The sequence below is a fragment of the Bradyrhizobium jicamae genome (genome assembly GCF_018130695.1).
GTDB classification, from domain to species: Bacteria; Pseudomonadota; Alphaproteobacteria; order Rhizobiales; family Xanthobacteraceae; genus Bradyrhizobium; species Bradyrhizobium jicamae_B.
Window position 1 is genome coordinate 460,079 of the sequence record NZ_JAFCJX010000002.1, and the last position, 13,352, is coordinate 473,430.

General features: G+C 65.8%; 14 protein-coding genes. 9 read left to right on the plus strand and 5 right to left on the minus strand.

Features of this window, described 5'->3' with window-relative positions; translation table 11 throughout:
* Positions 1-44: 44 nt before the first annotated feature.
* Both JQ604_RS04920 and JQ604_RS04925 read right to left on the minus strand, forming a co-directional pair.
* Positions 45-1,154: a DUF2336 domain-containing protein gene (locus JQ604_RS04920; protein ID WP_212353762.1), complete on the minus strand. Its 1,110-nt coding sequence runs from the start codon at positions 1,152-1,154 to the stop codon at positions 45-47.
* Between the two features lie 253 nt (positions 1,155-1,407).
* Positions 1,408-1,854 carry a MerR family transcriptional regulator gene (locus JQ604_RS04925; RefSeq protein ID WP_212353763.1) on the minus strand — a complete coding sequence of 149 codons (447 nt, stop codon included), beginning with the start codon at positions 1,852-1,854 and terminating at the stop codon, positions 1,408-1,410.
* A 90-nt stretch (positions 1,855-1,944) separates the two neighbouring features.
* Here JQ604_RS04925 and JQ604_RS04930 point away from each other — a divergent pair, with 90 nt between their 5' ends.
* The 8 genes from JQ604_RS04930 to JQ604_RS04965 all read left to right on the plus strand — a co-directional run bounded on the left by JQ604_RS04930 (position 1,945) and on the right by JQ604_RS04965 (position 9,398).
* Entirely contained in the window at positions 1,945-3,228 is a 1,284-nt protein-coding gene (locus JQ604_RS04930; RefSeq protein ID WP_212353765.1) for an NADH:flavin oxidoreductase/NADH oxidase family protein, read from the plus strand.
* 37 nt (positions 3,229-3,265) lie between these two features.
* Entirely contained in the window at positions 3,266-3,637 is a 372-nt protein-coding gene (locus JQ604_RS04935) for a lysozyme inhibitor LprI family protein (protein ID WP_249157999.1), read from the plus strand.
* Between the two features lie 28 nt (positions 3,638-3,665).
* On the plus strand, positions 3,666-3,905 hold the full coding sequence (locus tag JQ604_RS04940; RefSeq protein ID WP_212353767.1) for a hypothetical protein: 240 nt from the start codon (positions 3,666-3,668) through the stop codon (positions 3,903-3,905).
* A gap of 86 nt (positions 3,906-3,991) precedes the next feature.
* A complete protein-coding gene (locus JQ604_RS41440) occupies positions 3,992-4,252 on the plus strand; it encodes a TetR/AcrR family transcriptional regulator (RefSeq protein WP_249158000.1) in 261 nt (86 codons plus the stop codon).
* 90 nt (positions 4,253-4,342) lie between these two features.
* The gene (locus tag JQ604_RS04950; RefSeq protein ID WP_212353769.1) at positions 4,343-6,052 is read left to right on the plus strand and encodes a sulfatase-like hydrolase/transferase; all 1,710 of its coding nucleotides are present in this window, start codon (positions 4,343-4,345) and stop codon (positions 6,050-6,052) included.
* A gap of 244 nt (positions 6,053-6,296) precedes the next feature.
* Positions 6,297-7,463 carry a COG1470 family protein gene (locus tag JQ604_RS04955; protein WP_212353771.1) on the plus strand — a complete coding sequence of 389 codons (1,167 nt, stop codon included), beginning with the start codon at positions 6,297-6,299 and terminating at the stop codon, positions 7,461-7,463.
* Positions 7,460-8,446, plus strand: coding sequence for an ABC transporter ATP-binding protein (locus tag JQ604_RS04960; RefSeq protein ID WP_212353773.1), 987 nt, complete (start codon positions 7,460-7,462; stop codon positions 8,444-8,446). Before JQ604_RS04955 ends, JQ604_RS04960 begins: the two co-directional genes overlap by 4 nt.
* Positions 8,436-9,398: an ABC transporter permease gene (locus JQ604_RS04965; RefSeq protein ID WP_212353774.1), complete on the plus strand. Its 963-nt coding sequence runs from the start codon at positions 8,436-8,438 to the stop codon at positions 9,396-9,398. Before JQ604_RS04960 ends, JQ604_RS04965 begins: the two co-directional genes overlap by 11 nt.
* 6 nt (positions 9,399-9,404) lie before the next feature.
* Here the strand turns inward: JQ604_RS04965 and JQ604_RS04970 are convergent, their stop codons facing one another.
* The 3 genes from JQ604_RS04970 to JQ604_RS04980 form a co-directional block, all read right to left on the minus strand.
* Positions 9,405-10,961 carry an ABC transporter permease/substrate-binding protein gene (locus JQ604_RS04970; RefSeq protein WP_212353777.1) on the minus strand — a complete coding sequence of 519 codons (1,557 nt, stop codon included), beginning with the start codon at positions 10,959-10,961 and terminating at the stop codon, positions 9,405-9,407.
* A complete protein-coding gene (locus JQ604_RS04975; RefSeq protein WP_212353779.1) occupies positions 10,958-11,746 on the minus strand; it encodes an ATP-binding cassette domain-containing protein in 789 nt (262 codons plus the stop codon). Before JQ604_RS04975 ends, JQ604_RS04970 begins: the two co-directional genes overlap by 4 nt.
* Positions 11,747-11,918: 172 nt before the next feature.
* Positions 11,919-12,134, minus strand: a complete 216-nt coding sequence (locus JQ604_RS04980; RefSeq protein ID WP_212353781.1) for a hypothetical protein — start codon at positions 12,132-12,134, stop codon at positions 11,919-11,921.
* Positions 12,135-12,416: 282 nt separating this feature from the next.
* Between JQ604_RS04980 and JQ604_RS04985 the strand changes: the two genes are divergently transcribed.
* Positions 12,417-13,253 carry a metal-dependent phosphohydrolase gene (locus JQ604_RS04985; protein ID WP_212353783.1) on the plus strand — a complete coding sequence of 279 codons (837 nt, stop codon included), beginning with the start codon at positions 12,417-12,419 and terminating at the stop codon, positions 13,251-13,253.
* Positions 13,254-13,352: the final 99 nt, after the last annotated feature.

The window sequence follows — 13,352 nt, forward strand, 5'->3', positions numbered from 1 at the left end:
GCGCCCCGGTGATGCGCCACGTCAGGCCGTATGCCGTTGATGGATTACTGCTCGGCAGCCATCGGCTGCTTCTCGATCCGGTTGTGCAGCTGCCAGAACCGCACGGTGCGCTGCGCGGTCTCCAGCGACAGCCGGCGGTAATCGCGCTGCGCGACCTGCAGCGTGGCGTCATCGAGGGTATGCGGCAGCGGCCGCTTGCGCAGGATGGTCTCGACTGTCGGCCAGTTCAGCCGCGCCGAGCGGCAGGGGATCAGGATCAGGTCGGACCGGTGGCCGAGCATCAGCCGCTCGACCATCTCGATCGGCATGTCGTTGAGCACCGCGAGCGCGACCGTCACCTCGTCGAACTTGTTGGCTTCGGCAAATTTGTAGACTGCGACGTCGTCGAGCTCGTTCAGCTGCTTCATCAGCTTCACCAGCTCCTCGGCGACGCCGTAGTTGCGGCGCGGGGCGGCGGGGCCCTGATTGGCGATCTCGTTCAGCACCTTCTGGATCTCGTCGCGCACGGCGGCCGGTGCCACCGCGAGCAGCCGGGCCCGCACCGCATCCTTGGCGCGGCGCAGCAGGTCGCGCAGGAATTTCACCGGCATGTCGATGCGCAGCCCGAGGATCTCGATCAGCTCGTCATCGCCTTCGGCGCGCGCGACGATACCGGAATAGCCCTCCTCGGAGAAGCGCGCGCTGGCGTTCTTGGCCAGCCGCCGGATCACGCGATCCTCGCCGCGCTTGACCACGACATCGGTGACGCTCTCGGGCAGATTATCGCGGGCTGAGATCGCGAGCAGGTGGTCCTGCCCCCTGGTGTTGGCGATCTCGATCAGCGCCTCGGTCGAGAGACGGCTGGACTGGGTCAGCACGTCGCCGGCGACCGTGATGTCGTCGTCCCAGGCGAGATACTGGATCACCTCGAACGGCGCGTAGTCGAGCGGCGCCAGACGGCGGCTCAATTCGGCGCGCGCCCGCGTCTCGACGCGTGCGATCAACAGGCACAACACGTCGTCGAACACCTGGACCTGTTCGTCGTTGAGGCGGTCGCCGTCGTTGAGGAAAAGGTCGGTCACCCGCCGCAGCGTCTGCACGCGCTTGGCGGAGCTTCCATCCCTGACGGCATCTTCAAGTTCGGCAATGATCGAGTGCGCCGGCTGTTGCACCATTATGGGCAGCCTGTTGGTTTGTTGGATGACACCTGCGTGGACGATGGAACAGGCTACCTTTCACCTCTGTTAAGGGCGCGTCCCGTAGAACTACAGGCGTTGTGCATCGTTAACCGGCAACGACCGCGCGCCATGCAATTTGCGCCTTCGATCGGTTTTGGGCATCTCGCAATATCAATGGGTTAGACGGCAGCCTGCGCCAGGCGCGGTTAAGGAAGTCTTGAGCACGACACCATGCGCAACGTCGCCGGCCTCACGACGCGGATCGCCGGTTCGGCTGTCGCGGCGCGCGCAGCTTGCTGGTCCCTGACGGCAGCGTCGGAGTTTTTCCGGCGCAATTGATGCTATTCTTCATGCGCGTCTTGAGCTCGTTCCTGGCGCAGATCAGGCGCCCGCGCAGCTCCTGCACCTGCGCGATATGGCGGTCGAGCTCGGTCAGTTTTTGCGTGATCTGTCCGATCAGATAGTCATGACGCAGGCCGTTGGTCCTGGACTCGGCCAGGGCGCCCTTGATCTCGTCGAGCGTGAAGCCGAGCGATTGCGCCTGCAGGATCATCGCCAGCGCCTCGGCCGAACTCTCGTCGTATTCGCGATAGCCCGTCCGGGTCCGGCGCGCCGGCCGCACCAGCCCTTCAGCCTCCAGGAAGCGGATTTTCGATGGTGCCACCCCGAACCGCTGCGCCAGCTCTCCGATCTGCATCGCCTGTGCTCCCTCGAAAATGGCCTTGACCTTAAAGTTAAGTTGAAGGTGTAGGGTGCCCCCATCACCCCCCGAATTCAAGGCCTCTCCATGCACGCACCGCTCCAGCCGTCGCCTTTGTTTGCGCCCCTGGCGCTGCCGAATGGCGCGATCGTTCCCAACCGCATCGCCAAGGCCGCGATGGAAGAAAACATGGCGGATCACGGCCAATTGCCGGGCGAAGCGCTGCGGCGGCTTTACGAGCGCTGGTCCGTCGGCGGTGCCGGCCTGATCCTGTCGGGCAATGTCATGATCGATCCGACCGCATTGACCGGTCCGGGTGGCGTCGTGCTCGACGAACGCCAGCCGGTTGAACCGTTCAAGGCCTGGGCGCGGGCGGCAACGCGCGGCGGCGGCCAGGCGTGGCTGCAGATCAGCCATCCCGGCCGGCAAGTCTTCGCATCGATGGGCCAGGAGGCAGTGGCTCCGTCGGCGATCGGCCTCGACATGGGCGCGCACTCACATCTGTTTCCGGTGCCGCGCGCGCTCGACGCTGCGGAGATCGCTGCGATTGTCGGACGTTTCGCGACGACGGCGCGGCTGGCCGAGGCCGCCGGCTTTTCCGGCGTGCAGATTCACGCCGCGCACGGCTATCTGATCAGCCAGTTTCTCTCGCCCCTGACCAACCGGCGCACCGATGCTTGGGGCGGCGAGCTCAAAAATCGCGCGCGTCTGCTGCTCGACGTGATCAAGGCGGTGCGCGCCGTGGTCACGCCGGGCTTCTCGGTTGCGGTCAAGCTGAACTCCGCCGACTTCCAGAAGGGCGGTTTCGATGCCTCCGATGCGGCGCAGGTGGTGCGCTGGCTGAACGAGCTGCCGGTCGAGCTCGTCGAATTGTCCGGCGGCAGCTACGAAAGCCCGGCCATGCAGGGTACGCCGCAAGCCGGCAGCACGGCCAAGCGCGAGGCCTACTTCCTCGACTTCGCCCGCGACATCAGTGCGGTCGCGCGGATGCCGATCATGGTCACGGGCGGCATCCGCCGCCGCGCCGTCGCGGAGCAGGCGCTGCAGGAAAGCGAGGGCAGGCCAGGCGTCGCCATGATCGGCATCGCCAGCGCCATGGCGTTCGAGCCGCGGCTGCCCGAACGATGGAAGGCGGGCGAGACGCTCGATGTCGACATTCCCAGTGTCGGCTGGCGCAACAAGGCCTATGCGAGCCTGGCCAGGATGGCGGTCGTGAAGCTGCAGCTGCGGCGCCTCGGTGCGGGGCGGCCGCCGAAGCCCGGCGCAAGCCCGCTGCTCGCCTTGGTCCGCCAGCAGATCATCACCAAGCGGCTGACCCGGCGTTACCGGGCCTGGGTGTCGCAACCGCGCGCCGAACCGAACGGCATGTGATATCGTGCGGCCGAAACGCGGGGCATGCTTCTTGACCATGATGAGACGATTGATCGCGATCACCTTCATCGCGGCGCTGGCGACCGCAGCGCATGCCGGCGACGAGGGCGACCCCAAGGAATTCTGCGACGGCAACACGTTTCAGATGGTCGAGTGCCTGAAGGCCCAGACCGCGCAATGGGACAAGCGGATGAACGTCGCCTATCAGGCGGCGCTGAAGGATGCCTCCAGCGACAAGCAGCGCGAGCAGCTGCGCGCCGCGCAGCGGCTGTGGATCCAGTATCGCGACGCCAACTGCCTGTACTACGGGCTCGGCGAGGGCACCATCGCTCGCATCGACGCCGGCGAATGCATGCGCAACCTGACCCAGGCGCGCGCCAGGGAACTCGAAGAGATCGGCCATCAGTGAGCCACTTTCCGCCGCCATCACTGCCGCGATGAGCGACGGAAAGAATGCTGACGAACTGACGCAGCTTGCGGACGAGGCGCTGCGCGGCGAGCCCGGCTGTGAGACGGCGCGCGTCGCTGGCGTGTCCGCGCTGCCGCATGTGCAGATCGGGCGCAACTGGGAAATTCCCAACGTCGTCCTCGGCGACAGCCTGATCAGCGACGTCGACCGCGCCGTGATGAGCGTGCATCGCCGGCTCGGCCGCAAATTCCATTTACGCGGCGATTAGCCGACCTTGGCCATGCGCGCCGTCGGGCCGCGGAGGCCAAGCCCTATCACCATGGCGACCTCCGCCGGGTCCTGATCGAGGCGGCGATGCAGCTGGCAGGCGAAGTTGGACCGGAGGCGGTCAGCGTCCGCGAGGCGGCGCGGCCGGCCGGGGTGTCGCTGGGGGCGCCGTTCCGCCACTCCCCCGGCCGGGACGCCCCTGATCAATTCGGTGGCTGCGGAGGCGCAGCGTCGCTTCAGGACGCGCGGCCTCTCCGCCGAAAGTTTAGCGCGCTTGCCGCCGGCCGGCGGCGCGCGGTGTCCGCAAATTCATTGCCTGTTCATGACGTTTCCACTACGTTTTTATGACACGACGCAGGCTCCGGCTGCGGCGTGCGCCTCCTGGCCGTTGCCAGCCAAGGCCTAAGGATTGCGCCGGGTCGTATTGCGTCTCACCTCATGGCGCCCGCGCCCAATCAAGGTTCCCACGCTACGACGCTGGTCGGCGGTCTCGCCGCGATCGGCATCTGGCGGCTGATGGCGGTGTCCGCGCCGCATCTGGGCGCGCTGATCATCCTGCTGCAGACCGAGACCGATTTCGGCTCGCGGGTCTGCTTCCTGTTCACCTGGGGGATCCTCAACTTCCTGTTCATCGCGCTGCTGCGGCGGCCGGCATTGTCGGGTGCGCTGTCGCTGACCCTGGTGGTCGCGCTGGTCTTGCTGTCGCGCTTCAAGCACGACGTCGTTCAGATGACCGCGAACTTCGTCGACCTGATGGTGATCGATCGCGACACCGCGGCGTTCCTGCTGACGATCTTCCCCAATCTGCGCTGGTCCCTGATCGGCGCGGCGCTGGTCACGCTCCCGCTGATGTACGCGCTGTGGTGGCTCGATCCGTTCCGGATTCGCCGCCTGCCGGCCGCGGCCGCCTGCCTCGCCTGCACCGCGGCGCTGTCAGCCTATGCCTTCACCTGGCCGGATGAAGCCTGGCGCGGCTATTACGATGACGGCTATCTGTCCAAATTTGCCCGCTCCGGCGTTACCGCGGTCTCCGACTTCGTCAGCTACGGCTTCATGGAGTCGGCGCCGAGCCTGAACGAGCGGCTCAAAGTGCCGCTGGTCGATGAATGTCATCCCGCTGGCCGCCGCCCCAACATCATCATGGTCCATGATGAATCGAGCTTCGACATCCGCGCCGCCGACGGCGTCAAGGTGCCGGCCGGCTACGGCAATCAGTTCAAGTCCTATGACGGCGTCGAGCGCAAATTCCTCGCCGAGAGCAATGGCGGGCCGAGCTGGTTCACCGAATACAACGTGCTCGCAGGCCTTTCCTCGCGCTCGTTCGGCCGCTTCTCCTATTTCGTGACGCGGATCGCGTCGGGCCGGGTCGAGCGCGGCCTGCCGCTGGCGCTGCGCCGCTGCGGCTACACCACGCTGTCGCTCTATCCGGCGTTCGGCGCCTTCATGAGCGCGCGCAGCTTCCAGACCACGACCGGCATCCAGAACTTCTTCGACGCGCACGATCTCCACGCCAGGGATGTCGAGCCCGACAGCTTCTTCTACGACAAGGCGCTGAAGCTGATGGGCGAGCAGCAGCCGGGCTCGCCGCTGTTCACTTTCGTCTATCTCGCCGCCAACCATTTTCCGTGGGAGACCAGGTTCAGGCCGGACCTGCTGCCGTCCTGGAAGCGGCCGGGCAATTCGGCCTCGGTCGACGAATATCTGCGCCGCCAGACCATGAGCGCCAACGACTATGCGGGTTTCATCGCAGGCTTGAAGAAGAAGTTTCCCTCGCAGCCGTTCCTGATCGTGCGCTACGGCGACCATCAGCCGGAGTTCTCGCCGCAGCTGCTCGATCCCGCGCTCGACGAAGCCGGCATCGGCAAGAAGCTGATGGACTACGATCCGCGCTACTACGCGACCTATTACGCGATCGACGCCGTCAATTTCGAACCGGTGAAGAGCCCGGCGGTGATGCCAACGATCGACGCCGCCTATCTGCCGCTGGTGATCCAGGAAGCGGCCGGCATTCCGCTCGATCCGTCGTTCGAGGAGCAGAAGGCGATCATGCTCCGTTGCAACGGCCTGTTCTATGCCTGCAAGGACGGCGCCGAAGCGCGTCGCTTCAACCGGCTCTTGATCGACGCGGGAATGATCAAGGGACTGTGAACGCGCCGTGCGATCTGCTGTGATCGCAGCCCACGCTCGACGAACGTCGTAAGCCTTGTGTCGAATGCGCGCGCCGTTTTTCACGCGTATTACTCATTTGTAATTCGTCGTCGAAGGAATTCCCAAACTTCGTACAGATTTCGTCACGATTGTTTCGATGATCTGGCGCGCCGCTGCAACACACTTCGATCAACGCGCAGCGTCACCTCACCCATCTTGCCATCTCTTGCAGGAGTGTTTGCCCATGCGAGCGCTCGATTTCGCGCGTCTTCTCTTCGCCTTCGGATTCGCCATTCCCACGGCCTACGCCGCGGAGCCGCCACACGACATCAAGGGGCTCTTCATGATGACGGACTATCCCGCCGTCACGATCAGGCCCGGCACCACCTCGAACATCTCGTTGCGCCTGCAGAACTACGATCTCGGTCCGCAGCGCTACAAGCTGTCGGTCGAAGGCGTGCCGAGCGGCTGGACCGCAACGCTGCTCGGCGGCGGACAGCCGGTCGCGGCCGCGATGCCGGCGCCGGATTCCAGCGTGCCGTTGCAGCTTCGCCTCGACGTGCCCGCGAACAGCGCGCTCAACGAGCAGACGCTGACGGTGAAGGCCGAGGGCCAGGGCAGCGAGGCGAGCCTGCCGATCGTGGTTGATCTCGCCAAGGAGCTGCCGGCCAAGCTCACCGTGGCCTCGAAGCTTCCCGAATTGCGCGGCAGCCCGAAATCGAACTTCGAATACACGCTGTCGATCAAGAACGACAGTGGCCGCAATCTGGTGGCAAGCTTCGCGGCGGCTGCGCCCGCCAATTTCGAAACCTCCTTCACCGAGGCCTATGGCACCCAGGAGCTGTCCTCGATCCCGATCGAGGCCGGCCAGTCCAAGGACATCAAGCTCAAGGTGCGGCCGCCGAGTGCAGTCGATGCCGGACATTTCCCGGTCAAGGTCACGGTCAATGCCGAGGATGCGACGGCTGCGACCGAAGTGGCGCTCGATATCGCCGGCCAGCCGCAGCTGCAGCTCTCCGGGCGTGATGGCCTCCTGAGCGCGCGCGCGGTCGCCGCGCAGCAGAGCACGATCCCGATCGTGGTCACCAACAGCGGCACTGCACCCGCCGAGAACGTCGCGCTGTCGGCGAGCGCGCCGAGCGGCTGGAAGGTCACTTTCGAGCCCGCGACGATCGAGCGGCTGGTGCCCGGCAAGGATGCCGAGGTGCAGGCGCTGGTGACGCCGAGCGACAAGTCGCTCGCCGGCGACTATCAGGTCTCGATGCGGGCGGCCTCGCGCGGCGAGAACGCGTCGAGCCAGTTCCGCATCACCGTCAATACCTCCACCGTCTGGGGCATGGCCGGAGCCGGCGTGATCGGCGTCGCACTGCTCCTGATGCTTGGCGCCGTTGCGAGGTTCGGACGCCGATGAACACGCAGCACAATGACAACGCAGCGACGTCGCATGACGTCGTCATCGCAGCGCGCGATCTCACGAAGCGTTACGGCAAGAGCACTGTCGTCGACGCCATCAACTTCAACATCATCAGGGGCGAGGTATTCGGCCTGCTCGGGCCGAACGGCGCCGGCAAGACCACCACGATCCTGATGATGCTCGGCCTCACCGAGATCTCGGCCGGACGCATCAGCGTGCTCGGCTTCGATCCGGCGCGCGCACCGCTCAAGGTCAAGCGCCATGTCGGCTATCTGCCCGACGCGGTTGGCTTCTACGATCACCTCACGGCGGTCGAGAACCTCGCCTATGTCGCCAAGCTGATGGGCTTGTCGATGGCCGAGCGGACGCGGCGGATCGTGGCTGCGCTCAGCCGTGTGCGGCTGCTCGACGTCGCCAACAGGCGGGTTGCGACCTATTCGCGCGGCATGCGGCAGCGGCTCGGACTTGCCGAGATCATCGTCAAGCGCGCCGAGATCGCGATCCTGGACGAACCGACCTCGGGCCTCGATCCGCAGGCGACGCTGGAATTCCTCGAGCTGATCCGCGAGCTCAAGGCCGAGGGCGTCACGGTGCTGCTGTCCTCGCACATGCTCGACCAGGTGCAGCGCGTCTGCGACCGCGTCGCGCTGTTCCAGGCCGGCAAGATCGTGATGATGGGCTCGGTGGCCGAGCTCGCCGTCCAGGTGCTGGGCGCGGGTTTCGTCGTCGAGGTCGAGGCCGAAGGCGCCGGCATTGCACGCCGGCTCGCGGCGATCCCCGGCGTCGGCAGTGTCGAGACACTCGCTGACGATCGCTTCCGGATGATCGCTGACCGCGATGTGCGGCCGGATGCGGCACGCGTCGTGGTCGCCGCCGACGGCGTGCTGCGACGGCTGTCGGTCGACGAGCCCAGCCTGGAGGCGATCTATGCCCATCAATTCCAGGCCAAACAGGCGAGAGGAGTGCAAGATGCGGCGTGAAGGTTCGGCCTTTCAGGGCGTCGGCGCCGTCTTCGTCAAGGAGCTGTCCGACAACATCTCCAGCGTCCGCATGCTGATGCTGGAGCTTCTGGTCGTGCTGACGGCGCTCGCGGCGCTGTACGAGGCGATCGACACCCTGCGCAAGAACACGGCGGAGGATCCGTTCCTGCTGCTGCGCCTGTTCACGGTCGACCAGGCGCCGCTGCCGTCCTTCGTCGCCATCCTCGGCTTCCTGATTCCGCTGATGGCGATCGGGCTCGGCTTCGACCTGATCAACAGCGAGCACAACCGGCGGACGCTCTCGCGCATCCTGGCGCAGCCGATCTACCGCGATGCATTGTTGCTCGGCAAATACCTCGCGGGGCTTGCGACCATCACCATCAGCCTCACCGCATTGTGGCTGCTGGTGATCGGCCTCGGCCTGATCTTCCTCGGCGTTCCCCCGGGCGGCGAGGAGATCGCGCGCTCGCTGGCGTTCCTGGTGATTGCGATCTTCTATGCCGGCGTCTGGCTGTCGCTGGCGATGCTGCTCTCGATCGTGTTCCGCTCGCCGGCGACCGCCGCGCTGGTGGCGCTCGGCGTCTGGCTGTTCCTGACCGTGCTGTGGCCGATGCTGGCGCCCGCGATCGCGCAACTGGTTGCGCCGCCCGATCCGCGCTATGCGATGCTCGGTCTCGACACACCGGACACCGCAATCTGGACGCAGTTGCTGCAGCGGCTGTCGCCGAACGATTTGTTCGGCGAGGCAATGCTGGCTGTGCTGTCGCCGACCACGCGGACGCTCGGTCCGGTCTTCGTCGATCAGCTGCGCGGCGCCGTGATGGGCGCGCCGCTGCCGTTCGGCGAGAGTGTGATGATCGCATGGCCGCAGACGGTGGGCCTGATCGCCTGCACCATCGTGCTGTTCGTGGCCGGCTACATCCTGTTCCAGCGCCAGGAGGTGAGGGCCTGAGGCCGGTTATTTCCCGCCGACCTTCTCCCACAGCCAGCGCGCCACGGCGTCCGGCGATGACGAGGCGTCATTGCCGGCCGCCCGCAGATTCGCTTCGCGCATGGCGGCGATGTCGATCTTGCCGAGCAGCGGCTGCAGCGCCGCCTTCAGCACCTGATCATCTTTCCGTTTCGGCGACAGCAACAGGATCGCGTCATAGGGCGGGATCGCATGCCGGTCGTCCTCGAGCGCCACCAGATCGTACTTCGCGATCAGGCCGTCGCTGGTGTAACCCGCGATCACGTCGACCTCGCCTGAGGCGACCGCTGCATACATGAAGTCCGGCTGCATCTGCCGCTGGGCGCGGAAGCCGATGCCGTAGGCCTTCTGGATGCCCGCCCATTCCGGCCGCGAGAAGAACTCGTAGTCACCGGCAATCGACATCGACGGCGCGCGCGCCACCAGATCGGAGATCTTGCTGATGCCGAGCTCGGCGGCGCGCTTCTTGGGCATCACGAGCGCGTAGGCATTCTCGAAACCGAGCTCGCCGAGCAGGGTGATATTGTCCTTGGCGAGCGCCGTCTTCAGCTCTGCGATCACCTCGGCGCGCGGCCGGATATCGGTGTGGTGCAACTGGTTGGCCCAGAGCGTGCCGGAGTAATCGACACAGGCATCGACGTCGCCAGCGGCAAGCGCTGCGAAGATCACGTTGGAACCGAGCCCCTGGCGCGAGGTCGCCGAAAGGCCCGCAGCCTGCAGGCGCTGGGTGATCAGGGCCGACAACACATAGCTTTCGGCAAAGGTCTTTGCGCCGATCACGTAAGTCGACGCCGAGCGTGCCGTGGGCAGCAGCGTTGCGGCGATCAGCGCTACGATCCCGAGACCGCCGAGCGCGGCGCGGACGCGTCCTCGCGATCGGAGCCCGCTCTCGATCAGCGCCAGCAACTGGTCGACCGCGAGCGCCAGCACCGCGGCGGCGAAACAGCCGAACAACACGAACACCCAGTTCTGGGTCTGCAGTCCCGCAAAGATGTAATTGCCGAGGCTGGTCTGGCCGATCGGCGTCGACAGCGTCGCGGTACCGATCACCCAGACCGCCGCGGTGCGGATGCCCGCCATCATCACCGGCAGCGCCAGCGGCAGCTCGACGGTGAGCAGCGATTGGCGTGGCGTCATGCCGACGCCTTGCGCGGCTTCCAGGATCGCGGCGTCGATGCCGAGCAGGCCGGTGATGGTGTTGCGCAGCACCGGCAGCATGGAATAGAGCGCGAGCGCCAGCACCGCGGGCAGGAAGCCGAACGCCGAGAAGCTGAAGCCGAACCACGAGGCCGTCAGCGCCGCCAGCGCCAGCAGCAGCGGATAGAACAGCGCGAGCAAGGCGAGGCCCGGCACGGTCTGCACGATGCTGGCGAGCCCGAGCAGCGCGCCGCGCAGCACCGGTCTGTTGCGCGCGACGATCGCGAGCGGCAGGCTGACAGCAAGCCCGAGCGCCAGCGAAGCGACGCTGACGCGGACGTGGTTGCCGAGATAATCGGGCAGGTGGCCAAGCGCCTCGGCCCAGCGCGGATCGGCGAACAGGCTCATGCCGCGCCACCGCTCGGCAGCAGCGCGCCGAGCCGCTCGGCCTGCCGCCGCGGCGTGCGCAGGAGCTCGCCGACATAGGCGTCGTCGCTTTGGGACAGTTCGGCCGGCGTCCCCAGCGCCAGCATTTTCCCGCCGTGCATCACCGCGACGCGATCGGCGAGCAGGATCGCCTCCGTCATGTCGTGGGTGATCATCACGGTGGTCAGCCCGAGCTTGCGATGCAGCTCGCGAAAATCGTCGCCGAGCGCGTCGCGGGTGAGGGGATCGAGCGCGCCGAACGGCTCGTCCATCAGCACGATGCGCGGCTTGGCCGCCAGCGCACGCGCCACGCCGACGCGCTGGCGCTGGCCGCCGGAGAGCTCATGCGGCAGGCGATCGCGGTATTGCGCGCGGTCGAGCCGCACCAGATCGAGCAGCTCATCGACCCGCGCTGATATCTCGGCCTGCGGCCAGCCGAGCAGCTTTGGCGTGATGCCGATATTGCCGCCGACGGTCAGGTGCGGAAACAGCCCGCCGCTCTGGAAGACGTAGCCGATGCGGCGGCGCAGCAGGATCGGATCGGTACGGCCGACATCCTCGCCCTCGACTGTGATGCGACCGTGATCTGCCTCGATCAGCCGGTTGGCGAGCCGCAGCAGCGTGGTCTTGCCCGAGCCGGAGCCGCCAACGATGGCCAGGAATTCACCCGCGGCCACCTCGAGTGAGACGTCGTCGACCGCGACCACGCGGCCGCCGTCAAAGCTCTTGCCGACATGCGCATAGGCGATCAGCGGCGAGGTGGGCATCGGGCGGCGACCTCCAGCTCAGGTTCATGGGTCAGTGATAACCCATAAACCCCGCCTCGGTCTCAGGCCCCGACGTCTTTTCATCCCCGCATCGCGGGCCGCGATCCGGTCAGGTTACGTCTTGCAGAAGCGCCCCATTTGCGGGAACGGCACGATGCCTTGCGCTTCGTGCTCAGGCTTCGTTTTTGGGCACATATTTGCCCATGACGCATTTATAGCTCTGCAGGCGCCAGGCGTGATACGGGCCTTTCGAGAGCCAGTCCGCGATGCCGATCTGGGCGTTAACCGCGCAGGCGCCCATGGTGATACCGGACTGATCGCTGGTGGTGACGACTTTCTCCATGCAAAGCTGGGCATTGCAGAGGACGGCGACGAGTGTGACGAGCATGATAGCCTTTATGAATGGGATTTACCCGGTCTCACGCGACTCTTTCTGAGGCGGCGTAGCCTCCTCTTTAGGAGGCGGGCCTAGCCGACTCATGCAGGGTTCATGCCACTATCAGCTGTTTCTGCACGCCCAAGTGCAATCCCGGGACACTACGGCCGGGCCACCACGGAGGGCCGGATACCGCCGCGTAGCCCGCAGCACAGAGTTGCGCTATAGTCGCGACCAATAATGATGAGAGAGATCGGGAGCCGGCAGGGAACGTTTGCGCGGGGCAGAATTTCGATGATGACGGTACCTGAGCTTGCCGCGAGTGCCTTGGAGAAATTTCTCGCAACGCAAGCAGACAAATTGTTCGGCGCCTCGCAGGCGCGCTATGCGGAGCTGCTTCCGGCCGCGGCGCGGATCGCGCTGGAATGCATCGGCAACAGCGATGCGCTGTATCACAATGTCGAGCACACGATGCTGGTCACGCTCGCGGGCCACGACATCCTGCGCGGCCGCGCGCTGCACACCCATGTCACCGCCGAAGACTACACGCATACGCTGATCGCCTGCCTCACCCACGACATCGGCTATGTGCGCGGCCTGCTGAAAGGCGACGGCGAAGACGGCTACGTCATCGATGCGAAGGGCAACAAGATCAATCTGCCACGCGGCTCGTCGGATGCGGGCCTGATGCCCTATCATGTCGATCGCTCGAAGATCTATGTGCTGGATCGGCTGGAGGCCGTGGTTCCGATCGATCGCGAGCGCGTCGCCCGCGCCATCGAGGGAACGCGCTTTCCGGCGCCCGAAGGCCAGACCTATGACGACGAGGCTGCGATCGTCCGCGCCGCTGATTTCATCGGGCAGCTGGGCGATCCCAACTACATCCGGAAATCCAACGCGCTCTATCACGAGTTCGAGGAAGTCGGCATCAACCGCCAGCTCGGCTATGAGTCGCCGGCCGATATCGTCGACCGCTACCCCCAGTTCTACTGGAGCATGGTGGCGCCGAACATCCAGGACGCGATCCGCTATCTCAACATGACCGGCAGCGGCCGGCAGTGGCTCGCCAATCTCTACGGCAATGTGTTCCGTGCCGAGCGTGAGATCGGGGGCTCCGGTCCGCAAAGCTGACCCTTGCCTGCGACGCGCAGAATCTGCTTGATCGATGGCGCCGCCATAAACCAGCCCGCTTTTGGGTTCCTCACTGGTCGATCGATCGCAGCCCTCGCC